This window comes from Pseudomonas sp. JL23 (assembly GCF_056933585.1).
The window spans coordinates 5472947-5498196 of record NZ_CM167795.1 but is presented as its reverse complement, the minus strand read 5'-3'; the positions used below and the strand labels follow the sequence as shown (position 1 = coordinate 5498196).

The 25250-nt window shown below is 57.8% G+C and carries 22 protein-coding genes, 1 tRNA gene and 1 CRISPR repeat array; of the genes, 12 read left to right on the top strand and 11 right to left on the bottom strand.

What is annotated here, in order from left to right; all coding sequences use genetic code 11:
* Positions 1–5: 5 nt before the first annotated feature.
* The 5 genes from csy2 to AC1Z24_RS25325 all read right to left on the bottom strand — a co-directional run bounded on the left by csy2 (position 6) and on the right by AC1Z24_RS25325 (position 8151).
* Positions 6–1001 (bottom strand): type I-F CRISPR-associated protein Csy2, encoded by a 996-nt coding sequence (csy2, locus tag AC1Z24_RS25345; protein ID WP_483743172.1) that lies wholly within the window; start codon positions 999–1001, stop codon positions 6–8.
* Positions 991–2355 (bottom strand): type I-F CRISPR-associated protein Csy1, encoded by a 1365-nt coding sequence (gene csy1, locus AC1Z24_RS25340; protein WP_483743171.1) that lies wholly within the window; start codon positions 2353–2355, stop codon positions 991–993. The genes csy2 and csy1 overlap by 11 nt, the downstream gene beginning before the upstream one ends.
* Before the next feature lie 77 nt (positions 2356–2432).
* A complete protein-coding gene (cas3f, locus tag AC1Z24_RS25335; RefSeq protein ID WP_483743170.1) occupies positions 2433–5798 on the bottom strand; it encodes a type I-F CRISPR-associated helicase Cas3f in 3366 nt (1121 codons plus the stop codon).
* Positions 5795–6772, bottom strand: a complete 978-nt coding sequence (cas1f, locus tag AC1Z24_RS25330; RefSeq protein WP_483743169.1) for a type I-F CRISPR-associated endonuclease Cas1f — start codon at positions 6770–6772, stop codon at positions 5795–5797. The genes cas3f and cas1f overlap by 4 nt, the downstream gene beginning before the upstream one ends.
* Before the next feature lie 259 nt (positions 6773–7031).
* Positions 7032–7659: direct repeats of the CRISPR family, unit length 28 nt; unit sequence TTTCTAAGCTGCCTACACGGCAGTGAAC.
* A gap of 267 nt (positions 7660–7926) precedes the next feature.
* Positions 7927–8151 carry a DUF6124 family protein gene (locus tag AC1Z24_RS25325; protein ID WP_483743168.1) on the bottom strand — a complete coding sequence of 75 codons (225 nt, stop codon included), beginning with the start codon at positions 8149–8151 and terminating at the stop codon, positions 7927–7929.
* Positions 8152–9467: 1316 nt separating this feature from the next.
* Here AC1Z24_RS25325 and AC1Z24_RS25320 point away from each other — a divergent pair.
* A complete protein-coding gene (locus AC1Z24_RS25320) occupies positions 9468–9842 on the top strand; it encodes a hypothetical protein (RefSeq protein WP_483743167.1) in 375 nt (124 codons plus the stop codon).
* A gap of 72 nt (positions 9843–9914) precedes the next feature.
* On the opposite strand, the gene AC1Z24_RS25315 is transcribed toward AC1Z24_RS25320, so the two are convergent.
* Positions 9915–10388 (bottom strand): PA2171 family ribosome-binding persister protein, encoded by a 474-nt coding sequence (locus tag AC1Z24_RS25315; protein WP_483743166.1) that lies wholly within the window; start codon positions 10386–10388, stop codon positions 9915–9917.
* A 266-nt stretch (positions 10389–10654) separates the two neighbouring features.
* Here AC1Z24_RS25315 and AC1Z24_RS25310 point away from each other — a divergent pair, with 266 nt between their 5' ends.
* Together AC1Z24_RS25310 and AC1Z24_RS25305 are read left to right on the top strand one after the other, a co-directional pair.
* Positions 10655–10876 carry a bluetail domain-containing putative surface protein gene (locus AC1Z24_RS25310; RefSeq protein WP_483743165.1) on the top strand — a complete coding sequence of 74 codons (222 nt, stop codon included), beginning with the start codon at positions 10655–10657 and terminating at the stop codon, positions 10874–10876.
* Between the two features lie 490 nt (positions 10877–11366).
* Positions 11367–12919, top strand: a protein-coding gene (locus tag AC1Z24_RS25305; RefSeq protein ID WP_483742864.1) for an IS3 family transposase whose coding sequence is annotated in 2 segments (ribosomal slippage) — positions 11367–11829 and positions 11829–12919 — 1554 coding nt in all. Because the reading frame shifts where the segments join, the coding sequence is not laid out codon by codon here.
* 113 nt (positions 12920–13032) lie between these two features.
* Here AC1Z24_RS25305 and lldD read toward each other — a convergent pair.
* Positions 13033–14175 carry an FMN-dependent L-lactate dehydrogenase LldD gene (lldD, locus tag AC1Z24_RS25300; RefSeq protein WP_483743164.1) on the bottom strand — a complete coding sequence of 381 codons (1143 nt, stop codon included), beginning with the start codon at positions 14173–14175 and terminating at the stop codon, positions 13033–13035.
* 109 nt (positions 14176–14284) lie between these two features.
* On the opposite strand from lldD, the gene AC1Z24_RS25295 reads away from it, so the two are divergent.
* A complete protein-coding gene (locus AC1Z24_RS25295; RefSeq protein ID WP_483743163.1) occupies positions 14285–15169 on the top strand; it encodes a LysR family transcriptional regulator in 885 nt (294 codons plus the stop codon).
* A gap of 187 nt (positions 15170–15356) precedes the next feature.
* Here AC1Z24_RS25295 and AC1Z24_RS25290 read toward each other — a convergent pair whose 3' ends face one another.
* The 3 genes from AC1Z24_RS25290 to AC1Z24_RS25280 form a co-directional block, all read right to left on the bottom strand.
* Complete coding sequence (locus AC1Z24_RS25290; RefSeq protein WP_483743162.1) at positions 15357–15626, bottom strand: DUF3077 domain-containing protein; 270 nt, start codon at positions 15624–15626, stop codon at positions 15357–15359.
* A gap of 435 nt (positions 15627–16061) precedes the next feature.
* Positions 16062–16484: a TonB-dependent receptor domain-containing protein gene (locus AC1Z24_RS25285; RefSeq protein ID WP_483743161.1), complete on the bottom strand. Its 423-nt coding sequence runs from the start codon at positions 16482–16484 to the stop codon at positions 16062–16064.
* A complete protein-coding gene (locus tag AC1Z24_RS25280) occupies positions 16471–16740 on the bottom strand; it encodes a hypothetical protein (RefSeq protein ID WP_483743160.1) in 270 nt (89 codons plus the stop codon). The genes AC1Z24_RS25285 and AC1Z24_RS25280 overlap by 14 nt, the downstream gene beginning before the upstream one ends.
* A gap of 246 nt (positions 16741–16986) precedes the next feature.
* Here AC1Z24_RS25280 and AC1Z24_RS25275 point away from each other — a divergent pair, with 246 nt between their 5' ends.
* From AC1Z24_RS25275 to AC1Z24_RS25265, 3 genes are all read left to right on the top strand, one after another.
* Positions 16987–18384, top strand: coding sequence for a methyl-accepting chemotaxis protein (locus AC1Z24_RS25275; RefSeq protein WP_483743159.1), 1398 nt, complete (start codon positions 16987–16989; stop codon positions 18382–18384).
* 69 nt (positions 18385–18453) lie between these two features.
* Positions 18454–18714 carry a hypothetical protein gene (locus tag AC1Z24_RS25270; RefSeq protein WP_483743158.1) on the top strand — a complete coding sequence of 87 codons (261 nt, stop codon included), beginning with the start codon at positions 18454–18456 and terminating at the stop codon, positions 18712–18714.
* A complete protein-coding gene (locus AC1Z24_RS25265; RefSeq protein WP_483743157.1) occupies positions 18711–19484 on the top strand; it encodes a Fic/DOC family protein in 774 nt (257 codons plus the stop codon). The genes AC1Z24_RS25270 and AC1Z24_RS25265 overlap by 4 nt, the downstream gene beginning before the upstream one ends.
* Before the next feature lie 99 nt (positions 19485–19583).
* Here AC1Z24_RS25265 and AC1Z24_RS25260 read toward each other — a convergent pair.
* Positions 19584–19668, bottom strand: a tRNA-Leu gene (locus tag AC1Z24_RS25260).
* A gap of 117 nt (positions 19669–19785) precedes the next feature.
* On the opposite strand from AC1Z24_RS25260, the gene queA reads away from it, so the two are divergent.
* From queA to secF, 5 genes are all read left to right on the top strand, one after another.
* A complete protein-coding gene (gene queA, locus AC1Z24_RS25255) occupies positions 19786–20850 on the top strand; it encodes a tRNA preQ1(34) S-adenosylmethionine ribosyltransferase-isomerase QueA (RefSeq protein ID WP_483743156.1) in 1065 nt (354 codons plus the stop codon).
* A 5-nt stretch (positions 20851–20855) separates the two neighbouring features.
* Positions 20856–21971 (top strand): tRNA guanosine(34) transglycosylase Tgt, encoded by a 1116-nt coding sequence (gene tgt, locus AC1Z24_RS25250; RefSeq protein WP_483746714.1) that lies wholly within the window; start codon positions 20856–20858, stop codon positions 21969–21971.
* A 51-nt stretch (positions 21972–22022) separates the two neighbouring features.
* Positions 22023–22358 carry a preprotein translocase subunit YajC gene (gene yajC, locus AC1Z24_RS25245; RefSeq protein ID WP_259105898.1) on the top strand — a complete coding sequence of 112 codons (336 nt, stop codon included), beginning with the start codon at positions 22023–22025 and terminating at the stop codon, positions 22356–22358.
* A gap of 64 nt (positions 22359–22422) precedes the next feature.
* Complete coding sequence (gene secD, locus AC1Z24_RS25240) at positions 22423–24291, top strand: protein translocase subunit SecD (RefSeq protein ID WP_483743155.1); 1869 nt, start codon at positions 22423–22425, stop codon at positions 24289–24291.
* A gap of 9 nt (positions 24292–24300) precedes the next feature.
* Positions 24301–25212 (top strand): protein translocase subunit SecF, encoded by a 912-nt coding sequence (secF, locus tag AC1Z24_RS25235; RefSeq protein WP_483743154.1) that lies wholly within the window; start codon positions 24301–24303, stop codon positions 25210–25212.
* Positions 25213–25250: the final 38 nt, after the last annotated feature.

The following is a 25250-nucleotide window of genomic DNA, read 5'->3' as shown; positions in this document are numbered from 1 at the left end:
GGGTGTCAGTTGAAGTCGTAAATCAGAGGCTGGGTCGCTTGGTAATCGTTGCGGCAGCGATAGCAGCCTTCGACGGATTTGGCATCGGCGTACCACAGCAGTTGTTCGACGCTGTGCAGGCGATGCGGGCTTAGCCATTCGCCCACGCTGTACAGGCTTTCAACGAAGCGGAACGGCGTATGTCCATCACGGCTATGGGCGACTGAGCCAGGGGCCTGCAATTCACTGAGTGCGCTATAGCCAACCGGGATCGGCACAATCCAGCCGAGGCCCTCTCGATCGTTAAACCAGCGGGTTTTGCCGGAGTCGTCAGTTTCGCTGGTCCAGTTGATGCGTGACAGCGACAACCAGGCCTCCAGTTTTGAGGTTTGCGGCGCAGGCGCCTGTTGCGTTTGATGGTGTTGCTCCAGCAGGTCGGTGCGATCCACCAGTACGAAACCTGGCAACAGGCGCAACTTGATCTGGTTGAACAACTCTTGCCGAGAGTCATCATCGACCATGGACACCATAAACGGGCGTTGCTTGCGCAACGGCGCACTGGAAGGAATCACTGTTCCGCCAGCGATGCGCATCTGCGCAAGGATGTCGCGCACCTGGCTGGCCAGCGCATAAGCGGCATTGCTATCCATGCTGTCGTCGGCGCGTAACGCGGTGCTTTGCACTGCAAATACCAGGCTGATATCCAGATGAATCCGACCTTCCTCGACAATTGCTGCGGTACTGCCGTCGCGGTTGAGCGGATTGCGGGTCAGGCGCAGGGTACTGACATAGCCGCTGGTGGTGATCTGCTCTTCATGATCATGAGCAACCACGGTTGTTGCTTTGAATTTCAGGTCCAGCCCGGCCTCTCGGACCTTGCGTTCCAGTGCCCACATCAAGCCAAGAAATGCCGTCATCGCCGGGAAGCCATGAGTCAGCGGGCCGGACAGGGCATTGGCGTTTTGCACGCGAATACGCGGGATGACCAATAGATAATCGAACTGCGGGCATTCATCCGCCATGGCGGGCCTCCGGGTCTTTTTTGGACGGAGCCTTGAATGGCATGGGCAACTCGGCCTCCCTGAGGGCTTGTTTGGTCCAGTGGGTTTGTTCGACATCGCCTACTGGCAAATTTCGCTCGCGCAAAATGCCATTGAGCCAGTGGCCGAAGCGTTGGGCGACTTGTTCAGGCCAGTCCTGTTGGCTGTACTCGCGGATAAAGGCTTGATCGTCTTCAAGGTGATCTTCACGCAAAGGGAGGTCGGCTCTATCAGGATCCAGCCAGATCTGCTCGCACAGCGGCAATTTGCAGTTGGGATTACGGCTCCAGCCGGGCTCGAATAATTCGCGACTGGCAAGACCGAAGGCGGTCAGGTGTCGGGCTAGCTCTTTTTCGATGAGTTTGCTTTTATCGCGGGTTTCGAGAGTTTGCTTCGGATCGCTTTCCAGGAGTATGCAGAGAGCCCTGAGCTGTTCTGGAACGCCCTCAAAGTATTGAAAACGCCTAAGCGCCGATTCGATATGCAGGAGATTGCGCGACCTTTCCGGGGTCTGTTTCCAGATCGGCGGTAACGACGCCAGCAGGTAATTCACCCCGCCACGCTCACTGTTGAGCTGGCTGATGTTTTGCGGCTTGGTACCGCCCAGCTTACGCAGCACCAGATTGCGATAATCACGATAAGTCTCGTCGTGAGGTTTACTTTTGCGTCGGGCCTGACGGGCAAGCTTGTTGTCTTCGCCAAAGCGCGCCGAGGTGATGTCCTGATGTACCGCGTGGGCCAGGCTGCTGGGGAACAAGGGTTGCAATAGATGAAAGCTGGCATCGTCGGTGGGGTCGTCTTCGATACTCCAGTACATCTGCTTGGCAATTGTGTGAGAGGCAAGGCTGGCAACCGGACGAATCAGCCCTTTGAAAGCCGTAGCCCATTCATGTGCGGTGGCCGGGTCGCTATTCAATGCCGAAAGCAAGTCCGCATCGTTGTCCAGCAGCCAGTCCAGCAGACGCTGCCCATCCACTTCCAGCTTGAGAAACTTGTACACATCCAGTGCCGCCGCGTTGCCGACAATATCGTCGGCATACTCCTCGCCCAACACATGAGTACCGATTTCGGCATGCTGCGCCAGCGAATCGGGCGCTACATGCAGACTGCTGCCACGAGCATCGGGATGAGTCGCCTTGAGCACATGGGTGACCGCCTGAATCTGTGATACCCGCCGCGCCGCATCAGCCAGCCAGGTGCTGTAGTCGTACTTGGCGGCTAGCGTTGAGTCGGTGTCGCCGTCCTTGAGCTTGGCTGCTTTGCGCTCGTTGATGAAGGTGGCGATGGTGGTACGAAACAAGATAATGCGTGAGCTTTGATCTGGTTTTTCATCCATGTGGATTATCCGTAAAAAATAGACGTGGCGAATGCCATGCCTGGGTATTCCGTGTTGTTTCAGGCCGATGACTCTTTTTATCTGTATTTGGCGAACCCCAACACCGGGTGATACCGCCATCCATCCGCACTCTCATACATACTGACCGCCGTGAATTTCTCGGCGCAGGCTCGCAATGGCCAGCCTCGGGCTTCTGCCTGTTCCATCAGCAAGGCCATCAGGTCGTGCTGACCCCAGGGCTGAATACGCGGACCGAGCTGGCTATCAAGATCGACAGGGGTAAGTGACTTCTGAGCCGCGGTGTAAATGGCAGGCACGCCTCGCTGTGCTTCTTGATGAATGCGGTGCAGCACCAGGCTTTCTTCGTCGTCATCGGGCAGAAATACCAGTTCGGTTTCCCGGGCGTTGTTGGCGCGAAAGGGTTGTTGCTGGGGCAAGGCCCAGGTCAGCGCCGCTTGTGGGTATTGCCAGGCGCTGGCTGCGTTCAGGCGTCTGGCGGGGCGGGATTGCAAGGGCAGCATTTCGGCGTCCAGCCGGGCATGTTCCAGATCAACCAGATTATTTTTTGCCTGCCTGTCCTGCTGTGCCCGCGGTTGAATGCGTGGACGGGCGGTCAGGGTCTGGTATTCGTGGGCATGCAACAGCTTGCCAAGGCGATGACTGGTCAGGCGATGAGGATCGATCAATGCCCCATTGGCGTTCTCAAAACCCGGCCTGATAAACGCCGCAGCAGGTTGGCGCTGGCTATCCAGTGGCTTTTCAAAGTGCCGCAGATTGGTGTCGAAGATAAAAATATTCGCAGACTCGCAAGGCCGGTTGCGATGTCGCTGCACTCGTCCGGCCAACTGGATCAGCGAGCGCATGGAAGAAGGCTCGACGACGGCCCAGTCATAGTCGTGGTCGCGCCCCACTTCAGTCACCGGCGAGCCCAATACCACAAACAGCTGGTTAGTCTCCGGGTGGTCGTCGATAGCGCGACGAATCTCCGGCAAGTCATACACGGCTTCTGCCGTTCGTCGATTCAGTGCGCGGTCCAGCTGGGCTTCGATGGCGGAACGTATCAGCTGCGGAAAGCGCGAGTGATAAACGCACAAATGGATGCGCTGGCCACTGTCGGCACCGGCCTTGAACAATGCCTGGGCGACATCAAACAGAGGTTCGATATTGGCCATGCGCACGAGGCCAAAGCTGATACGTTTGGCGCTCCTGGGGCAGATTTCGTGGTGCCGGGCATGGGCGTGGAACATAGCATCACGTACCTGCATGGCAAACTCATGGCGAATGGCATCGATGCTTTTGATGGTGATATGCAGCGGCAATAACTCACCACGACGACGCGGCTCTTGCTTGTCGAGAGCCTTGACCCTGCCGTCGACAAACTGGCTGTGCTGTTCGATGAAGTCAGGTGCGTCTGCGCAGTTCGCTGACTGAGCGGTGAACTCATCTACCCACAGGCAGGCGATATCAGGCATAGCGCTCTGTGCACCAGGCACCCCACGATTACGCTGATAATATGCTCGCCCGGCGCGGTACGCCTGGAACATACCGTCCAGCAATGCCGGCGGCAGGGTTGCCGAGGACAGCAGCACCCGCGTACCAAGCAAACCGGCCCAGTGGACAAGTCGAGTCAAGGCGGGCAGGTCGGTCAGATCGAAGTCGTCCAGTTCATCCAGGACCAGGTCGCTGCTGAGCAGGCGCAACATCGGCGCGATTTGTCGCCCTGCGCGCTGCGCTTCGGTCGCGGGCATCAGGTGATCAATGGTGCAAACCAGCACAGGGGCCGCCAGCAGCGAATGGATGTCGGGATTGTCCATGGCCTTGGCCAGCAGACCGTGATCGGCGATCTGCCCTTCATAAAGCACGTGACTGTCTTCGTCGATCAGGGCTTGTGTCGAGGCAGAGCCGCTGGCTTCAGCCTTGTCCTGATAAAACTCGAACAACGCTCGGCTGGCTGCCCCGCCGACCCGTACCGCCAGTTCGTCTTTGAGGTGCAGGTCCTGGCGATAGCTGCTGCCGGTTTGCTGGGTCAAAGTGCGCAAGCCCAGGGCAAAGGTGCAGCGCATGCCGTGTTGCGGATCTGCCAGGGCATACATGATGCGTGCGTTGGCCAGGGTCTTGCCGCAACCGGTCGAAGCCATATTGACGATAAACGCGCCTTGTTCCTGCGAGCGGCTACGCAGGCTGACAGCGGCATCGGCGGCTTTGTCCTGCCAACGGAAACGCTCGTTGGCGCTGCGTTTGCGCAGGCCTTTATGCCGCGCGAGACGTGGCAGGTGGCGCTCAAACCCCGGCAGACTGTGGACGATAGTCGCACTCAAGCGCGCCACGCCAAGCAGATGCTCGTCCAGTGATTGCTTGAGCTTTCCGTCCTTGTGGGTGTTGGCGTAGATCCGGTAGCCAGGATCCCCTTGCACCCGTTGAGCCGAGTCAGGTGTCAGCGCTGAATAATGGTGGTCGGCCAGCATCAGGCTCATACGTGCCAGATGCATGACGTAAGGGTTGGATAACCAGTCGCCCTTGCCCGGTTTATTACGTAACGCCAATAAGTGCCTCGCCACTTTGGCTGCCTGAGTACGCCATTTGGGCAGGGTGACCGGCAGGGCATCTGCAAGCTGCCAATAGGGGGCCATCTCGGCATCTGTGGCTGTGCGTTTTACCTCGTTCCATTCATGGCCGAGACCGGCGAGCAGGGTGCCGATTTTTGCCGGGTCGAGGGTTTTGCAGCGACTACCCAATGGCAGTTGTTGCTGATGGTTATCCCAGGCCGGTAACACTGGCAAACGATGATGTGTCACCACCAGCCAGGCAATGGCCGCAGCCAAGGGAGGCAACCGACGAAACGGTGGCGTGGCATGAGCGTCCAGGCCATCACGCAAATAACGCTCGCTATGCAACCAGCTGGCATCGTCCTCTGCGCTCGGCTGGGCAAGGCGTTGCAGCCATACCTCGTCGGCATCCTGTCCGACAAACGCCAGGAACAAGCGCAACGAAACCCACTCATGGCGATACAGGTTCTTCTCCTGCACGGGTTTTCTCAAACGAGCCTGAAACGCCACGCTGGCCTTGCCCAGGTCATGCAGCAAGGCGGCCATCTGAGCTAAAAGGCGGATGTCCTCGGCGGTGTGCCAGTCGTTTTCATCTTCCTTGCGCAGCACATTGCGCCGGGTGGTGTTGGTCGGCACCGCGCCTTGTTCGTTGAAGCGGCTGGCGTCACCGACAATCCACAGCAACTCGCTATGATCCAGCCCCCGAATCCAATGGCAGGCCACGGCGGTATTACGTCGGGCGGTCTTTTTCAATAATCGGCGCAGGGTATCCAGCCCGGCCTGGGTGATCGGCGTTTGCCAGGTGCGTTCACCCCGGCGTTCGGCGAACTGATCGAGGATGCGACGGGTTTGCGCCAACGCGCGCTTATCGCACCGGCAAATCAGCAGGATATTCAAACCAGTGGCGTCCCCAATTGTTCGGCGATGCCCTTGAGGCTGTCGATCATGAAATCCAGGGCTTCGCTGCGAGTCAGGTTTTCGATACAGGCTTGCCGAAACGCCTGCTCGTCATCGCCACTCATGGCGCTGATAAATGCCTGCGGAAGGATCAAGCCATCCTTGACCAGATCGGCTACATCGAACACCAGGCCGCCACGCCGGGTCTTGCCATGCAGCACCGCCAAGCCATGGGGCAGGCCCAGCACCCAGGTCGCCGTGGCCGCCAAGCCATAGGCAAGATAATTACCATGATCGAGAAACGCATTGGCCGGATCGCCACCCGTGCCGCGCTTGGCCCGGGTGAAGTCGCCGTAGTTCATGGTGGTGGCCGCGAGCTTGAACAGGCGTTTGGTCAGGCGCGCCTCTTCGGTCAACAGAAAGGTATGGTCGGGAGCATGGTTCAGGCTGGCAAGAGACTGCGTCAGGGCGTTGGACAACTCGGTCGGGTCGACCTGAAAGCCGGCTTTGCCGAACGCCGGATGCTTGCACCATTGCTGCTGGATGTATTGCCGGCGCAAACGCTGAAACGCCTTGGCCGCCTCCAGGCGTTTTGCATCATCGAACCAGAATGACACCCAGCGTTGCAGATACTCGGTAGGGCGGTATTCACTCTGCGGCGAAAACCAGGCCACTTCGATATCGATCCCGTTGGCGCTGAACAAAGGCGTCCCGCCGCCTCCGCAGAAACCCACCAACACCCCCGGCCGAGCCAGTTCCCGCATGGCCGCCTGTGTTACCGATGTACCAGTGCCAAGCAATACTGTCGTGGTATTGGCGATGGGGATATTCCAGTACAGCGATTGCTTGCCCGCATCAGTCACATATTCGACCCGTCCGCCATTGACCAGAACGCGGCAGTGCTGCAGGTAATAGATATTGGCGCGCTTGGAATGCAGGATCGTCTTGAGATCCGCAGAACGGATGTCTTCCATGGGAGAGGGCCGATTGTGTCCGTGTAATCGATGGGGAGGTTATAACTGAAGTTGATGGCAATGTGCTAGCTAGTCATTGGCCAATGACTCATATCCTCGCTGCGGCTGCCCTTTGTAGGAGCGAGGCTTGCCCGCGAAAGCGGTGGGAATGGCGCTGAAAATTATGTAGAGATTCAGGCGTTTTGATGTGCGGTCGAGTTGTGTGAGCTGCCTGTGCGGCAGTGAACGGGATTGCTGCAGCAGCAAACCTACGTGCTCATTTCTGAGCTGCCTACACGGCATTGAACGTCTTCAGATGATCGGCTCCTGGAAGGGTATGTTTCTGAGCTGCCTACACTGCAGTGAACAACTCATCGAAGTGAAGGTAAGCGAGCTGAGTTTTCTAAGCTACCTACACGGCAGTGAACGGGGTATCAAGAATTTCTCGCCCTGGGGCATTTTTCTAAGCTGCCTACACGGCAGTGAACGACCGTGCTGTGGCGGGTGTGGATACGGTCAATTTCTAAGCTGCCTACACGGCAGTGAACCGCATCTACGCAGCGGTGGCCAGACTTTCGCATTTCTAAGCTGCCTACACGGCAGTGAACAAGCAGGCCGCTGCAGTGCGCGTGTACGTGCATTTCTAAGCTGCCTACACGGCAGTGAACTCGCCGCCCATGAGCGTGCCGCGCCCGATGTTTTTCTAAGCTGCCTACACGGCAGTGAACTTACCGACCCGGCCCTGATGGAAAAGGCCCTGTTTCTAAGCTGCCTACACGGCAGTGAACGAGCTGTACAGATCGGTGTTGTTGTCGCTGACTTTCTAAGCTGCCTACACGGCAGTGAACGAGTTGGTCAGGGTCTTCAGCGTCTTACTGTTTTTCTAAGCTGCCTACACGGCAGTGAACTAGACCCATTGACATCTAAACCCTTGTACACAAAGCCTGATAACCCATAAACCCACGATTACCCCTCTTTTTACCGTCGTTCGCAACCCTTTGATTCTAAAGGGAGGCGCTGTTCATCAAAAAAAGAGGGTATGAGTAAGAGGGGCACGACGCTCCTAAAAGGTCATCGCAATAATGCTGTCATCCCACTATCTTCAGTGGGCCGCGATAGATCCATTTATAGCAGGACCGCATCACACGAGCCTGCCATAGCCAGCAACGATTTGATCAGCTCAGCGGTTCAGTGATCTGAAGCCCTGCCTGAATCCGCGCCATTAGCGTCACCTTGCCCTGAATCACTTCAAGCAGATGCACCACGGATAACGAATGATCCCGCTGACTGCCCTTGAGGTTGTCGGCGCTTTCATAGGCGGTAGCTTTGACACAGCGCAGCAGCTCATCAGTTTCGTCGATCAATTGTGCGAGAGTAGGTGTTTGGGTTTTGTTACTCATGGTCTTGCTCCTAGAAATAATGGAGCTGCCAAGAGCCTTCCTACGGGCTTGGGTGGCAGCTGTGCGCGGGGTAGGAATACCGGACTCTAGGAAACCGGCCACGCCGAAGCGTGCCCGCACACAGCTGCCATAACGAGCTGTATATACAGTCGAAATGGTTGACGCGTACGTCCTAGAATCTGGGTTCCTACACCCAGGCCGCTGATTTGGCAGCGACGGGCGCAAGGGTAGCGAGGTGGGGGCGGGGTCGCAAGGGGAAGCACGGTGTTGACTGTGCTGACAGGCATTTCAAGTGAGAGTTTGCGGTGGCTTCATGGACTCAGTGGACCGATGGATTTGGTCGCTGTGTGTCGGGGCGTCAATGGGCCGCTTTGCATCGGGTGATCGTATCGGGACTTGAGCGAGAGCTCTGAACCCTTTTTTTCAACGGGCTCTTGCATGTTATAGAAATCAATTACTTACGAGACTTGCGAAAAAGAGGGTAAAAAGCTCCGCAATTGCTAATTTCGCTTTGAAAACTGGGGGTTATTAAGCAAAGTGTCTACTTCACTGCCGTATAGGCAGCTCAGAAATCGAGCATGCGCTCGCCCGCAAGCTGATGGCCCTTCACTGCCGTATAGGCAGCTCAGAAATGATTGACCTTGCTCTGTGCTGACCCGATGGCCTTCACTGCCGTATAGGCAGCTCAGAAACGCAGAAAACCCGAACTTCGATGTCGAGGTCACTTCACTGCCGTATAGGCAGCTCAGAAATCTTCATCTTCCTTCGCATCCGCAGTCAATTCCTTCACTGCCGTATAGGCAGCTCAGAAAATCCAGTTCTTGAGGTTGTTGGCCGCCTCGTCCTTCACTGCCGTATAGGCAGCTCAGAAAACTTTGCGCCTGATGAAGCCTTTGCGGGGGAGCTTCACTGCCGTATAGGCAGCTCAGAAATTGTTAGGCCCTGGCGAGTCGCTGTGTAGTGGCTTCACTGCCGTATAGGCAGCTCAGAAAAGTAAGCGAGTCTGCGGAGGCGCTGGCGGGTCCTTCACTGCCGTATAGGCCAGAAAGACGGCGAGGCGCCGAAGAAGTCGCTGACCGACTTCACTGCCGTGTAGGCAGCTCAGAAATGGACGGCAGGCCCGTTGAGCAACGCCATGGCCTCCACTGCCGCTTAGGCCGCTCACAAAAATCGACCATTACCGACATAGCCCGTCCACCCAATCGAACCAGATAAACGGCGACCCCATACCATGCAACCCACCCCAGCTCTCCTATAGTGGAATCGTCGCCAACAGCGCCTTGGCGATTTCCCCTATAGCGGCGCGGGAGAACACCATGCCTACAGTCAGTGTTCAAGCAATGCAGTGGAAGCCCATAGAAGATATCGCAGCCGTTAGCCCTTTCTCGCCAGAAGATGCCGAGTGCTTCAGGGAGTTGCGTGATGTGCTTCTGAAGTATGGCGCCCTAGATCGTTTTGGAGTGTCTTTGATCCATCGGCATTTTGATATTGCCGAAGATGAAGAAATGATCGAGTACACGGATGTTGAAAACCGGACGCTCACGGTCATGCCGGTGAAGAAAAGCGAGATCGATTGGCAGCAGACGACCGTTACCAACTGGAAGTTGACGACGGGAGAAGAGGTGGCGATGACGCTATGCGTATGCGCCCATAATTCCAATGGTCATCTGGGCTACCATCGTGGCGCTTGATTAAAAGTCGTACCAAGTATGAGTCGACAGAAGTAGATTTCTTGTCTCTGTCGACTCATGGGTAGCAAGTCGTTATGCCGCCATGCCCTGACTCAAGGATTTTTTATAATCCGCTTTCATGGCTTCCATCTGCGCACCCAGTTCCTCGAGCTTGGCCTTGCCCAGCAGCTTGCGGGCCTGAGGGAACATCTCGGTTTCTTCTTCTTCGATATGGTGTTCCAGCAGCTCTTTGACGACCTTCACCCGGCCGGAAAACTCGGGCGTTGATGGGTCGGTCTGCTTGAGGTCGGGCAGCACCAGGGAGTCGACGGTGCGGTGCTCTTCCTTGGCCTCGTAATACATCACATCCTGCTCCTTGGCCCCGGCCGCCTTGAAGGCCGGATAGAGGATCTCTTCCTCGATCTGGGTGTGAATGGTGATTTCCATTTCCAGCTTGGCCAGCAGCTCGGTGCGTTTCTTGATGGCGCGCTCAGTGGACTCGCTCAGCTGGGTCAGGATGGCTTTTACGCGTTCGTGGTCGGCTTGCAAAAGGTCGATGGCGTTCATTTTTAGAGTTCCTCTGGTTTCACGGTTTTCAAGTCGGACATAAGCGTCGGTCCGGCTGATGCCTAGAGGTAATTGCAGCGGCTGTGCCAATCCTGGTTTAAGAATTTATTTGAATAAAATCATTGAGTTGGATGAGCGGTCAGCGATTTTTTTCGTGCATGTTGCATGAATGCTGTCGAATGAGGATTGCAGGACGCGGTAGGTAGCTGTCGACGAGCCTGGGAGGGAATTCATTCGCGAAAGCGATGTTTCAGACGATAAGAAATGTGCCGGTTCACTTTTCCGATGCCACCACGTTGTCGGCGAAACTGGGAGCAGTTGTCAGTGCGGTGAACACCGATGCTGCCGACACCGCCGTGACATTCACCGATGGTGCTGACAGTTACCTGTTTGTAGTGGGTGATGCTACGGCAGGGATTCAGTCAGGGGATGCGTTGATCAAACTCACCGGCGTTGCGGCGACGGGGCTGACGATCAACGTCGGGTGAGATATTACGGCGTTCTCGTAACAGAGCTGAAATGATAAACGCCCGGTGTCGCAGTGAGCGGCGCCGGGCGTTTTTGTTAGTGCGGCAAACACTGGGCAGCGGGTGAATACAAATCTTGTGGGAGCGAATTCATTGGCTCTGTCTGCGTTAAGTGTTGCGTACGAGGTATCGCGGATTTCGTGGGCGGATTTATCCGCGAAGAAGTCTGCACGATCATGATCTGTTCGCGGATAAATCCGCTCCCATAACATCTGAGCCTGATTCGAGAATGATGGCGCTGCAACTGACTGAATCCACTCGATAAATCACTAGCTGCAACACCTGACGCAGACAGAGCCAATTCATTCACGAATAGGCCAACGCATCCGATGCATTCGTATCGTTTGCAACATCACTTTCGCGAATGAGTTCGCTTCGGCCCCCCGGTGTCAGGATAGTTGTCGCCTCTGCGAATTCTTAAACGCATTCCGGGGGCGGCAAGAGTATGGTCATGTCTTTCTACTCACCCGAACGAAAAGCATCACTGCTGAGAATGATGCTCCCGCCCCTGAGTCTCTCTGTAAAAGAGGTCTCACGGCGTGAGGGGTGCAGCGATGTTTCTCTCTATCAATGGCGCAAACAAGCTGCGGCGCAAGGAACTCAATTGTCCGAAACCAAGCAACCGTCGGAGAATTGGTCAGCCGAATCCAAACTGACGGTGATCATCGAAACATCGCCCCTGTCTGAGCTGGAGCTGGGCGAGTACTGCCGTCGCAAGGGAATTTTTCCCGAGCAAATTGCGGCCTGGCGTAACGCGTTTATCACCAACAGCTCTAATCAGCCGACCGCTAAAAGAGCAGAGGTCGGACAAGCGCGCGAGGATAAAAATCGTATCCGTGTTCTGGAGCGTGAGTTGCGACGTAAAGACGCGGCGCTGGCTGAAACAGCAGCCTTGTTGGTACTGCGAAAAAAGCTCAATGCCTACTGGGGGAACGACGACGAGGACAGCTGACCTTGTTGCCAGAACGGTATTTACTCGTGAGTTGGCTCAATGAAGCCATTACCGCGGGCGCCCGAAGGGCGCCTGCTTGTCAGGAAGTCGGCATTTCCCTGAGAACTTTGCAGCGCTGGAGCTTGCCGCTGGAAGTCCTTGCCGATGGGCGCACCACGACGCTCAGGCCAACACCCCGTAATGCACTCAGCGAGCTGGAGCGCCAAGGTATCGTGACGCTGTGCAGCAGCAAGGCTTATGCGCATCTGCCACCGAGCCAGATCGTGCCGCAGCTGGCTGATGAGGGACGCTATCTGGCCTCGGAAGCTACTTTTTACCGGGTGTTGCACACAGCAGGTCAGCAACAGCATCGCTCGCGCGCCAAACGTCCACAGCACCGTGCAACCCCCACGACGTATGCAGCAACATCGGCCAATCAGGTGTGGTCATGGGACATCACCTACTTACCCTCGCCGGTTCGCGGGCAGTTTTACTACCTCTACCTGATTGAGGATATTTACAGCCGCAAAGCCGTGGGCTGGGAGGTCTACGAAGCAGAAAGCGGGGAAAAGGCAGCAGCGTTACTGCAACGAAGCGTGACCCAGGAGCAGTGCTGGCGCCAACCGTTGGTGCTGCACTCGGATAATGGAGCGCCCATGAAGTCGGTGACGCTTCTGTCCAAAATGCACGATTTGGGAATAACACCTTCGCGGGGACGGCCACGCGTCAGCAACGACAACCCCTATTCGGAGTCGCTGTTCAGGACGTTGAAATATTGTCCGCAATGGCCCGTGAATGGGTTTGGAGGCCTGGACGAGGCGCGTACCTGGGTCAGAGACTTCATGACTTGGTACAACACAGTGCATCGCCATAGCCGAATCCGCTTCGTCACACCGACCCAGCGGCATGACGGCAAGGACAAGGAAATACTTGCCCGCCGTCATGATGTTTACCGACTCGCCCGAGAGAAAAAGCCTGAACGATGGTCCGCTGAAACACGCAATTGGAGTCCGATCGGAACGGTCTATCTAAATCCTGAAAGGGAGCTCAGCGTGATCGTGAAAGTGGCATAGCAACACCGCCGACGCGACAACTACCTTGAAAAACGCCGCGGCCACAGAGCTCGGGTGATTCGAGTCACATATCGCTTCGCCAGGAAGCTGGCTCCTATCTTTGGTCGCGGGTCTCAGAGACTGGCCTGAACCAGAGTACTGCCATCAATCTGCTCAATCGAGGTCACGCCGGTCAAGGTCATCGCCACACGCATTTCCTTGGCGAAAATATCCAGCAGATTTTCTACCCCGCGTTGCCCGTCCGCCGCCAGGGCATAGGCCATCGAGCGGCCGAGCAGCACGCCTTTGGCGCCGAGGGCGAGCATGCGTACGACGTCGAGGCCTGAGCGAATGCCGGAGTCCACCAATACGGTCAGATCACTGCCCACCGCCTGAGCAATCGGCGGCAGGGCCTTGGCTGTGGACAGCACGCCGTCGAGCTGACGGCCGCCATGGTTGGAGACCACGATGCCATCGGCGCCGAAGCTCACCGCGTCCTTGGCGTCCTCGGGGTCGAGAATGCCTTTGATGATCATCGGGCCCTTCCAGAAATCGCGAATCCACTCCAGATCCTTCCAACTGATGGACGGATCGAAGTTGGCGCCCAGCCAGCCCACGTAGTCTTCCAGAGTGGTGGGCTTGCCCAGGTATTTGGAAATATTGCCCAGATCATGGGGACGACCGAGCAGGCCGACATCCAGCGCCCATTGTGGCTTGGTCATGGCCTGTAACATGCGCCGCTGCGCCCCGTATGGGCCGGACATACCCGAGTGAGCATCGCGATAACGGGCGCCTGGCGTCGGCATATCGACCGTGAACACCAGGGTCGTGACCCCGGCCGCCTGGGCACGCTCCAGGGCGTTCTTCATGAACCCGCGATCCTTGAGCACATAGAGCTGAAACCAGATCGCCCGGGAGCATTGCGACGCCACTTCTTCGATGGAACACACCGACACCGTCGACAGACACAGCGGGATGCCCTTGTTTGCTGCTGCATTGGCCGCCTGCACCTCGCCGCGCCGCGCATACATGCCGGTCAGACCCACGGGGCTGAGGATCATCGGCATGGCCATTTGCTCGCCGAACAGCGTGGTATTCAGGTTGAGGCTGTCGACATTCTTCAGGATGCGCTGGCGCAGGCTGATGCTGGACAGATCGGAAACGTTGGCCCGCAGGGTGTGCTCGGCATAGGCGCCGCCATCGATATAGTCGAACAGAAAGCGCGGCAGCTTGCGTTTGGCCACTGCGCGGTAGTCAGAGGCCGACGAGATGATCATGGCAGGTGTCCTTGGGTAGACGGATTTTTATGTGCATGCAGAGTAAAGAGGTATAGCGCATGGTAAAAACAACTTTTATAAATAGATTCCAGTCGGAAAGTGAATAGCGATGAACCTTCGCACATTACGCACCTTCGTCGAAGTGGTGCGCCAGGGCGGTTTTTCTCAAGCTGCCGAAGTGGTATCCCTGACCCAATCGACGGTGAGCAAAGCGGTCAAGACCCTGGAAGACGAACTGGGCACGCCGCTGCTCAACCGTATGGGCCATAAAAGCGAACTCACTGCCGCTGGCGCTATCGTCTACCGCCGCGCCCTGGTACTGCTGGCCGAACGCAGCGACCTGATCGCCGAAATCAACGACCTGCGCGGCCTTAAGGGCGGCGTCCTGCGCATCGGCCTGCCGCCGGTGGGCAGCGGCGCACTGTTCGCCGCAATGTTCGCCGAATACCGCGCGCGCTACCCGGATATCGAAATCGAACTGATCGAATACGGCGCCAAGAAACTTCTCGAATGCCTGGAGTCCGGCGAACTGGACGTCGCCGCGCTGCTGAAGCAGAAGCCCTATAACGAGGCCTTCGACTATCAGGACGTGCGCATCGAGCCCCTGGTCGTGGTCATGCCCGAACACCATCCATTGAGCGCCCGCAAAAGCGTCGACTTCGCGGACCTGGCCGACTCACCCTTCATCCTCTTCGAGGCCGGCTTTGCCCTGAACGCCGTGATCCAGGCCGCCTGCGATAAAAAAGGCGTTACCCCCAAAGTCACCGCCCGTAGCGGCCAGATCGACTTTATTGTTGATCTGGTTTCAGCAGGCCTGGGCGTGGCGTTCCTGCCGAGGATGCTGGCGCAGAAACATCAGCATGACGGTATTCGGTTGGTGACGCTGGATGAAGCGGATACGGATTGGCATATCGCGCTGGCGTGGAGGAAGAACGCGCATTTGTCGCCGGCGGCGGGGGCTTGGTTGGAGGTGGCTCGGGGGATTGGACGGTGACAGCTGATCCGTTGGAGCGAGGCTTGCCCGCGAATACGATTTTGCGGCTTGCGGTCATGTGGCGAATGGACCGGCCTCTTCGCGGGCAGCCACGCTCCTACAAAATAGCGTCATTGCTTGTGAGATTTGTGACTGCCGAAACCAGCTACCAACCCAGCCCCGGCTTTACCGCTTTTGGCGACCTACCTCATTCCTGCTGAACCAAAGCCAGATCTTCAACAATCGCCTTGGCCATTTCGTTCAGGTACACCGCCGCCCAAGGCACATGCTGCCCGCCATCGCCCATGGCCGAATCGGCCATCAGTTGGCTGGCAATGTGTTGCAGGTTGGCGCTGTGTTCGAGGGCGTGCCTGACGTCGATGCCCGGATTGACGCGCAGCAGCGGGGTGGCGTCGGGGCCGCATTCAGCGAAGGTGGTGATGCCGGGGGTTTTGTGTTGGTTTGTTGGATTGTCCATTTTGAGTAGTCCGTTCTGTGGAATAGACCATCACCGCCTGCCGCCAAGCAGGTTAGGGTGACGGATTGCACAAGGTTGGCGGACCGGCAGAACGAACCCGGCACTTGCGAACAAGTCCCTGCGCAACCCGCCATAAATCGACAACTCAGGCACGAAAAAGCTGCCTGCGATGAGGAAAACAACGAATTGCGCGTTCTGAATCGGGCCGCCAAGCCCGTCTCTGCATTCATTACGAATGCAGATAGGGCGGCAGGGTAGCGGGACTTTGGTGGGCAGGCAAATGTAACGCGGTCTCCCGGCAATCACTGGACCAATGTGGGACCGGCTTCAGCCGGGAAGGCGGTGTGTTGATCAAGAGGATGTAGCGGATGTACTGGCCTCTTCCCGGCTAAAGCCGGTCCCCCAGATCTCATTGCACTTCAGATTTGGGAGGGCTCAATACTTCCACGTCACCGAAGCCATCACCTTGCGCGGCGCGCCATAGTAGGTCGACCCCGCCGCCTGATACAGCGACGGCAGGTACTTCTGGTCCGTGACCTTGTTCATGTCCAGCGACGTGCTCCAGTGTTCGTCGAAGTCGCAGCCGGCCATCAGATTGACCAAAGCGTAGGCGTCCTGGCGGATACGGCTGTTGCTGTCGACTTCGGTCTCGCTTTGCCATTGCCCGCGGGTGCCGATCTTGGCCTGGGGCAAAGCGGGCAGGCGGTAGGTCAGGCTGCCGCGTACAGTGTGGGTGGGGATGTACTGGCGAGCCTTGTCGCCGTGGTTGTTGCTGATATCGACGAAGGTGTAGCCGCCGACCACCTTAAGGCCCGGCAAGGCTCCTACGGTTAGAGCGCTAATATCAAATGTCATCATCCGATTTGCGCATCGCAGGATTATCCGGCTCATCACGCAAAAGAGTGCCAGTCCCTTTTCTCGACACCCCTTTATCCAACCCCGACCCCGACCCCGACGCCATTGGCTCATTACTCCCCGGTAGCGACTCGGTGTCTGCGCCTTTCTTATGCCCCAGATCCCCTTGAGTATCGGGGTAAAGCCCGTCTTCGGTGTCGCCGGTTCTGGCTGCCGGGCCCTGATAAGCGCTTTCCGGTTCGTTGTCTTGCATGGTCATGACGGCTCTCCCGTTGCCTGCGCGGCACATCCGCACATGGCATTGAGAGATATTCGGCAACCGAGGAGTGCCTGCCAGCGGACGAACGGCGGCCCGTAAGTGCACCAATAACAACCGTACTTCACGCAAACGCCGCCAAACAGGGGCATTAATTCATTCACGTTTGTGAGCTTGAACGATTCAGTAACACTTTGGGTGATGGCATTGTGCTTGCAAGTCTCCTTGCAACCATCAGGAGAGACATGAATGTTGCTAATGCGCGCACGGAAACGCCGTCTTAAAGATGATGACGCTCTGAATCTGCTTTGTGACGACCTTGATCTGACAGTGCAGCTGTCCGGGCAACAGCCGTTCAATAACCGCTTGAACGGGTTTACCAAGACTCTGCATGAACGCCTGGCCGAAAGCCTTGCAGCGTCCGTGTCCATTGCCTCTCACGCGCCGGAACTGGCGCGCATCGCCACGGAAACCGAAGCCAGCGGCCAAACCCTGGCCCAGGCGTCGGAGCTGATTGCCAGTGCCAGCGAGCAGGTCAGCACTTCTCTGGATTCGGAACTGGTGCCCGGTGCCGTGCAGGTCGCCAAACTGGCTACCGAGGTCAGCGCCACGCTACGGCAATGCCAGCAGACCGGCAGCGAAGTACTAAGCCAGGTAGAGGCCATCGGCGCCAGTGAACTGAAACTTGAAGAGGTCATCGGCCAGTTATTCGGCCAACTGGAAGAGGTCAGCCAGGTCCTCGGTGTGATCGCCAGTATTTCTCAACAGACCAATTTGCTCGCCCTCAACGCTGCCATCGAAGCCGCGCGGGCAGGGGAGCATGGTCGCGGCTTCGCCGTGGTCGCCGACGAAGTCCGCCGCTTGGCCGGGCACACTACTGAATCGACTTCACGGGTCAGTCAGATCATCGAGCGCTTCCGCTCCGACATGGACCAACTCGGTGCCGCCGGGCAGAAAATGCACCTGGCCGTTGCCGATGGCCGCGAAGGCATGACCCGCATGGGCCAGGACCTCAACAGCACGCAAGTGGCCATGGAAGAACTGGACAAGCGCGTCGGTGGCATCGCCTCCGGCACTGAACACATCGGCATTGCCGTGCACGCGATCAATCGCGACGTGCAGAATATTGCCAGCGTCTCCGCCGATCTCTTGGGCAAGGCCGGACAAGTCCTGACCCACAGCGCCGCCGTGCGCGCCAGTGGCGATCACCTGTTGGCAGGCCTGGGCGGCTTCCGTCTGCAGATTCACAAAGACGTACAAGCCAGCGTCGAACGCCTGGCCATGGAAGCCGCCCTGCATGGCGACATCGCCAACGCCGAACGCTTCATGCGCGATACCCTGCAACGGGATAACCGTTTTGAACTGTTGTACCTGGTGGGCAGTGACGGCGTGCAGATCAGCGAAAACGTCTTCGCCGAAGCCGACCACGCCGGTGAAAGCTGCCGAGGGCGCAACTGGTCGCAACGGCCTTGGTTCAGGACGGTGGCGGAGCAGTTGAGCAGCTACATCACCCCGGTTTATCGCTCTTCGGCGACGGATCACTTCTGTTTGACGATTTCGGTGCCGGTGTTTGCCGCCAACGGGCAGTTGCAGCGGGTGCTGGCGGCGGATGTGCGCTTGTCGGTGTTGATTCAGGGGGATGGGTGAGCGCTGACGCCTGCGGAGGATGGGCGTCGGCGCCATGCTATGATTTGACGGTGAACAGAGGGATTTCCCATGACCCAAATAACAGCTATGAGTGTTGAAAGTCAGGTCCGCAGGCTTGCCGAGGCTCATAAAGTGACCGCCGAACCTGACAGCATGAGCCGCATGGCCGTGACTATTACCCGTCTGGCCGGTGATAGTGTCGAGCTGGATGGGGTCGAGCGGCTGCTGGTCAATCTCAAGAAGAAAGGCGTTCTGAACAAGGCAGAGATTCTGGCGCTACAAGGACGCTATCTTCAGGAGAAGAGGCTCTCCAAGAATCTCAGCGCATGAGTTTTGATCCGTTTGGCGACTTTGAAACCGCCGGATACCTGCAAAACGTACTTCAGCTTAAAGACCCTGCTGAAGTAAAAGAGTCAGAGCACCTTTCGTTCGAACTGAGTATCGAAGATGCCCTTGCCTATTTGGCGAGGAAGAAGCCCATCGATTACGGAGCAGTGCTTAAGGTCCACAAGATACTGTTCTCTGATTTCTATCCCTGGGCAGGCAAGGATCGCAACGAGGTTGCACCTCATCTGGCCGTCTTCAAGGGGGCGCTTGATGACCCTGATCGCACTGTCTTTGAGCGCCCCGACCTCATCAAGATGTCTGTGGACTATGCGCTCAAGCTCACAGCAGACAAGCAGCGTTTCAGAAAGCATCCTGGCGACGTCATTGGTCAACTGGCTTTTGCTCACCCATTTCTCGATGGCAATGGACGCACCATCCTGCTCGTCTTCATGGAACTCTGCTATCGGGCCGGGTTTGCCATTGACTGGTCCAGGACCAGTAAAAATGATTATTTACGGGCGCTCAGCGAAGAAATTCGCGAGCCTTTCAAGGGGCATCTCGATGGCTATCTGGAACCGTTCATCGTCGCTATATCGACTCGTGATGAGTGGCCAGAAACCATAGGTCGCATCAGGGGGCTGGATGGTCTGGATAAGGAAGGCATTACATATGAAAGTCTGGACGACCCGAAGGTCCAGCAGATCTACAAGACCTATAGGGCGCAGATACTCGGTGCTGAGGTGCTTCCTGAGCGGGATGACTCGAAAAACTAGCGGATCGATATAGCGGTTTATGAGAGGCATTTGAAGGCCTCGGCCGCGTTTTCAGCAGACAAAAAAAAGACCTTGAATTATCAAGGTCTTTTTCAATTTTGGTGCCCCGAGGGAGAATCGAACTCCCACTTCTTTCGAAAACGGATTTTGAATCCGCCGCGTCTACCAATTCCGCCATCAGGGCTCAATGGCGGCGAAGTATAGAGAGGGTCCGACCGTCGGTCAACCTTGATTCGTGAGGCTTTTTTACTAATTCCGTCAAACCGGCTAAACTCCCCGGCCCTGCGAGACGAACCCCATCATGCGCGTTGCTGACTTTACCTTCGATCTTCCCGATGCCCTGATCGCCCGCCATCCCCTGGCCGAGCGTCGTGGCAGCCGCCTGTTGACCCTGGATGGGCCGACGGGGGCGCTGGCTCACCGTCAATTCACTGATTTGCTGGAGCATGTGCGCCCCGGCGATTTGATGGTGTTCAACAATACCCGGGTGATTCCGGCGCGGTTGTTCGGACAGAAGGCGTCCGGCGGCAAGCTGGAGATCCTCGTGGAGCGGGTGCTGGACACCCATCGTGTGCTGGCCCATGTGCGCTCGAGCAAGTCGCCCAAGCCGGGCTCGTCGATTCTGATTGATGGCGGTGGCGAGGCCGAGATGGTCGCGCGCCACGACACCCTGTTCGAGCTGCGTTTTGCCGAACCGGTGTTGCTGCTGCTTGAACGGGTCGGGCATATGCCGTTGCCTCCTTATATAGACCGGCCCGACGAGAGCGCCGACCGCGAGCGTTATCAGACCGTGTACGCCCAGCGTGCCGGGGCGGTGGCGGCGCCGACGGCGGGGCTGCATTTCGATCAGGCGCTGTTGGATGCGATTGCCGCCAAGGGCGTCGAGAGTGCTTTTGTCACCTTGCATGTCGGCGCGGGCACGTTCCAGCCGGTGCGGGTCGAGCGTCTGGAAGATCACCATATGCACAGCGAGTGGCTGGAGGTCGGCCAGGACGTGGTCGACGCCGTGGCCGCGTGCCGTGCCCGGGCTGGGCGAGTGATTGCCGTGGGCACCACCAGTGTGCGTTCGCTGGAGAGTGCGGCCCGTGATGGCACCTTGAAGCCGTTCAGTGGCGACACCGATATCTTTATTTTCCCCGGGCGGCCGTTCCATGTGGTCGATGCCCTGGTGACCAATTTCCATCTGCCTGAATCCACATTGCTGATGCTGGTTTCGGCGTTCGCCGGTTATCCCGAGACCATGGCTGCCTATGCGGCGGCGGTCGAGCACGGTTACCGCTTCTTCAGTTACGGTGATGCGATGTTCATCACCCGCAATCCTGCGCCGACCGCTCCGAAGTCGTCGGACCCAGAGGATCTCGCATGAGTCGTATGTCTTTCGAATTGTTGGCCACTGACGGCAAGGCCCGTCGCGGCCGCCTGACCTTTCCCCGTGGCGTGGTCGAAACCCCGGCGTTCATGCCGGTGGGCACCTATGGCACGGTCAAGGGCATGCTGCCGCGGGATATCGAGGCCATTGGCGCGCAGATCATACTGGGTAACACTTTTCACCTGTGGCTGCGTCCCGGCACCGAAGTGATCAAGGCCCACGGTGACCTGCACGATTTCATGAAGTGGCAGGGGCCGATTCTGACCGACTCCGGCGGCTTCCAGGTGTTCAGCCTGGGTGCCATGCGCAAGATCAAGGAAGAGGGCGTGACCTTCGCCTCACCGGTAGACGGCTCCAAGGTATTCATGGGCCCGGAAGAGTCGATGCAGGTGCAGCGCGACCTGGGTTCGGACATCGTCATGATCTTCGACGAATGCACGCCGTATCCGGCCGATGAAGATGTGGCGCGGGTGTCCATGGAGCTGTCGCTGCGTTGGGCCAAACGCTCGAAGATCGCCCATGGCGACAATACGGCGGCGCTGTTCGGCATCGTTCAGGGCGGTATGCACGAGAATCTGCGCATGCGTTCCCTGGAAGGCCTGGACCAGATCGGCTTCGACGGCCTGGCCATCGGCGGCCTGTCGGTGGGCGAGCCCAAGCACGAGATGATCAAGGTGCTGGACTACCTGCCGGGCCAGATGCCAGCCGATAAGCCGCGCTACCTGATGGGCGTGGGCAAGCCGGAAGACCTGGTCGAGGGCGTGCGCCGTGGCGTCGATATGTTCGACTGCGTGATGCCGACCCGCAACGCGCGCAACGGTCACCTGTTCATCGAGACCGGCGTGCTGAAAATCCGTAACGCGTTCCATCGCCATGATGATTCGCCGCTGGACCCGACCTGCGATTGCTACACCTGCCAGAACTTCTCCCGTGCTTATCTGCATCATTTGGACAAGTGCGGCGAAATGCTGGGGAGTATGCTCAATACGATCCACAATTTGCGGCATTACCAGGTGCTTATGGCTGGTTTGCGCGAGGCTATTCAACAGGGTACATTGGCCGCCTTTGTTGATGCCTTCTATGCCAAGCGCGGGCTTCCCGTGCCACCAATGGCTTGATGCAACACGGTATTTCGCTTCTTATTTTAATATGTGCAATTGGAGTGCTACATGAGCTTTTTCATCTCTTCCGCTTTTGCGGATGCTGCTGCACCGGCTGCCGGTCCTGCGGCTTCGGGCTTTGAGTGGATCTTCCTGGTCGGCTTCCTGGTCATCTTCTACCTGATGATCTGGCGTCCACAGGCCAAGCGCGCCAAGGAGCAGAAGAACCTGCTCGGCAACCTGCAGAAAGGCGACGAAGTGGTCACCACCGGCGGTATTGCGGGCAAGATCACCAAAGTGACCGACGATTTCGTGGTCATCGAAGTGTCTGACACCGTTGAGCTGAAAATCCAGAAGGGCGCCATTGCTGCCACCCTGCCAAAGGGCACCCTGAAAGCGATCTGATTTGCGGTTCTTTTACCAATCGACGGGGCGCGCAAGGCGCCCCGCGTTATAAGCGGGCGGCGTGATGCTGAACAAATATCCTCTGTGGAAATACGTCCTGATCCTGGCGGTGCTGGCGGTCGGCTTCATTTATTCCGCACCCAACCTCTATCCTGATGATCCGGCGATCCAGATCAGCGGTGCGAGCACGGCGTTGCACGTCACTCAGGCTGATGTGGACCGTGCCAGCAAGGCGCTGACCGATGCGGGCATTACCGTCAAGGGTGCGACCCTGGCCGATACCGGCAAGGGCGGCCTGTTGCGTCTGAACAAGCAGGCAGATCAACTGCCGGCCAAGGACGTCGTGCGCAAGGCCCTGGGCGACGACTATGTCGTGGCGCTCAACCTGGCCCAGACCACGCCGACCTGGTTGCGTCACCTGGGTGCAAGCCCGATGAAACTGGGTCTGGACTTGTCCGGCGGTGTGCACTTCCTGTTGGAAGTCGACATGGACAAAGCCATCGACGCCCGCCTGAAAGTCTATGAAGGCGAAGTCAAAAGCCTGCTGCGCAAGGAAAAAGTGCGCTATCGCAGCCTGCCGCCGATTGCCAACGGCATTCAGCTGGGCTTCAACGATGACACCGAACGTGAACAGGCTCGTGGCCTGATCCGTAAGAATTCCACTGATTTCGATGTAGTCCCGGCCGACCTGAACGGTATTCCGGTACTGCGCCTGGCCATGACCCAGGCCAAGATCGCCGAAATTCGCGAATATTCGATCAAGCAGAACCTGACTACCGTACGTAACCGGGTCAACGAACTGGGTGTTGCCGAGCCGCTGGTACAGCGTCAGGGCGCCAACCGTATCGTGGTCGAGTTGCCGGGCGTGCAGGACACGGCCGAAGCCAAGCGTATTCTCGGCAAGACGGCCAACCTCGAGTTCCGTCTGGGCGCAGCGCCCGATGATTCGAAAGCCACTACCGAGATGTTCGAGTTCCGCGAAGGCGGTCGTCCTGCCGCAGCGGTCGAGCGTGGCCTGATCATCACGGGTGACCAGGTTACCGACGCCAAGGCTGGTTTCGACGAGCACGGCAACCCACAGGTGAATATCAAGCTTGATAATCACGGTGGCGATCTGATGAGTCGCGCAACCCGCAGCAATGTCGGGCGCAGCATGGCGGTGATCTTCATCGAGCAGAAGCCGGTCACCACCTACACCAAGCAGATGGTCGACGGCGTCGAGAAAGACGTACCGGTACAGACCTTCAAGGAAGAGAAGAAAATCATCAGTCTGGCGACCATCCAGTCGCCACTGGGCAGCCAGTTCCGGATTACCGGTCTGAATGGTCAGGGTGAGTCCTCGGAACTGGCGCTGCTGCTGCGTGCCGGTGGTCTGGCCGCGCCGATGTACTTCGCTGAAGAGCGCACCATTGGCCCGAGCCTGGGCGCCGACAACATTACCAAGGGTATCGACGCGTCCCTGTGGGGCATGCTGTTCGTGTCGCTGTTCATCATCGCCATCTACCGCTTCTTCGGTGTGATCGCGACGGTGGCACTGGCCATCAACATGGTCCTGCTGCTGGCATTGATGTCTCTGCTGGGTGCGACACTGACCCTGCCGGGTATCGCCGGTATCGTCCTGACCATGGGTATGGCGGTGGACGCCAACGTGCTGATCTTCTCGCGGATACGCGAGGAAATCGCCAATGGCATGACCATCCAGCGTGCCATTAACGAAGGTTTCGGTCGTGCCTTTACGGCGATCCTCGATGCCAACCTGACGACGCTGCTGGTCGGCGGCATTCTCTTTGCGATGGGCACCGGCCCCGTCAAGGGTTTTGCCGTGACCATGTCGCTCGGGATCTTTACCTCGATGTTCACAGCCATCATGGTGACCCGCGCAATGGTCAACCTGATTTATGGCGGTCGTGACCTCAAGAAGTTGTGGATTTAAGGGGCTGCCATGAAAACTACCATCAACTTCATGGGCATTCGCAACATTGCGTTTGCCTTCACCATGCTCCTCACGGCGATCGCCCTGTTCAGCTGCTTCCACAAGGGCCTGAATTACGGTCTGGACTTCACCGGTGGTACGCTCATCGAGCTGACCTACGAGCGTCCGGCCGATCTGGGCAAGGTCCGTGAAGAACTGGTCGGTGCCGGTTACAAGGAAGCTGTGGTGCAGAGCTTCGGCGCTACCACGGACTTGCTGGTCCGTATGCCGGGCAGTGACCCGCAGTTGGGTGCCCAGGTGGCCGATGCCCTGCGTAAAGCGCAGGCGGACAACCCGGTAACCGTCAAGCGCGTCGAGTTCGTCGGCCCGCAGGTCGGTGAAGAGCTGCGTGACCAGGGCGGCATTGGCATGCTTCTGGCGCTGGGCGGCGTACTGATTTACCTGGCTTTCCGCTTCCAGTGGAAATTCGCGGTCGGTGCCATTGTTTCGCTGATCCACGACGTGATCGTGACCGTGGGTATCCTGTCGTTCTTCCAGATCACCTTCGACCTGACGGTGCTGGCGGCGGTACTGGCGATCATTGGTTACTCGCTCAACGACACAATCGTAGTATTTGACCGGGTTCGTGAGAACTTCCGTCTGCTGCGCAAGGCGTCGCTGATCGAGAACATCAACATCTCCACCACCCAGACCCTGCTGCGCACCATGGCTACGTCTATCTCGACGCTGCTGGCTATCGTTGCCCTGTGGATCTTCGGCGGCGACAGCCTGCACGGTTTCTCCGTCGCGCTGTTCATTGGTGTCTTGGCGGGTACTTACTCGTCTATCTACATCGCCAACGTGGTGCTGATCTGGCTGAACCTGACCACTGAGGATCTGATTCCGCCAGTGGTAGCCGACAAGGTAGACGACCGTCCTTAACACTTGACGGTTATCTGTCTGTTAAAAAAGCGCGAGTG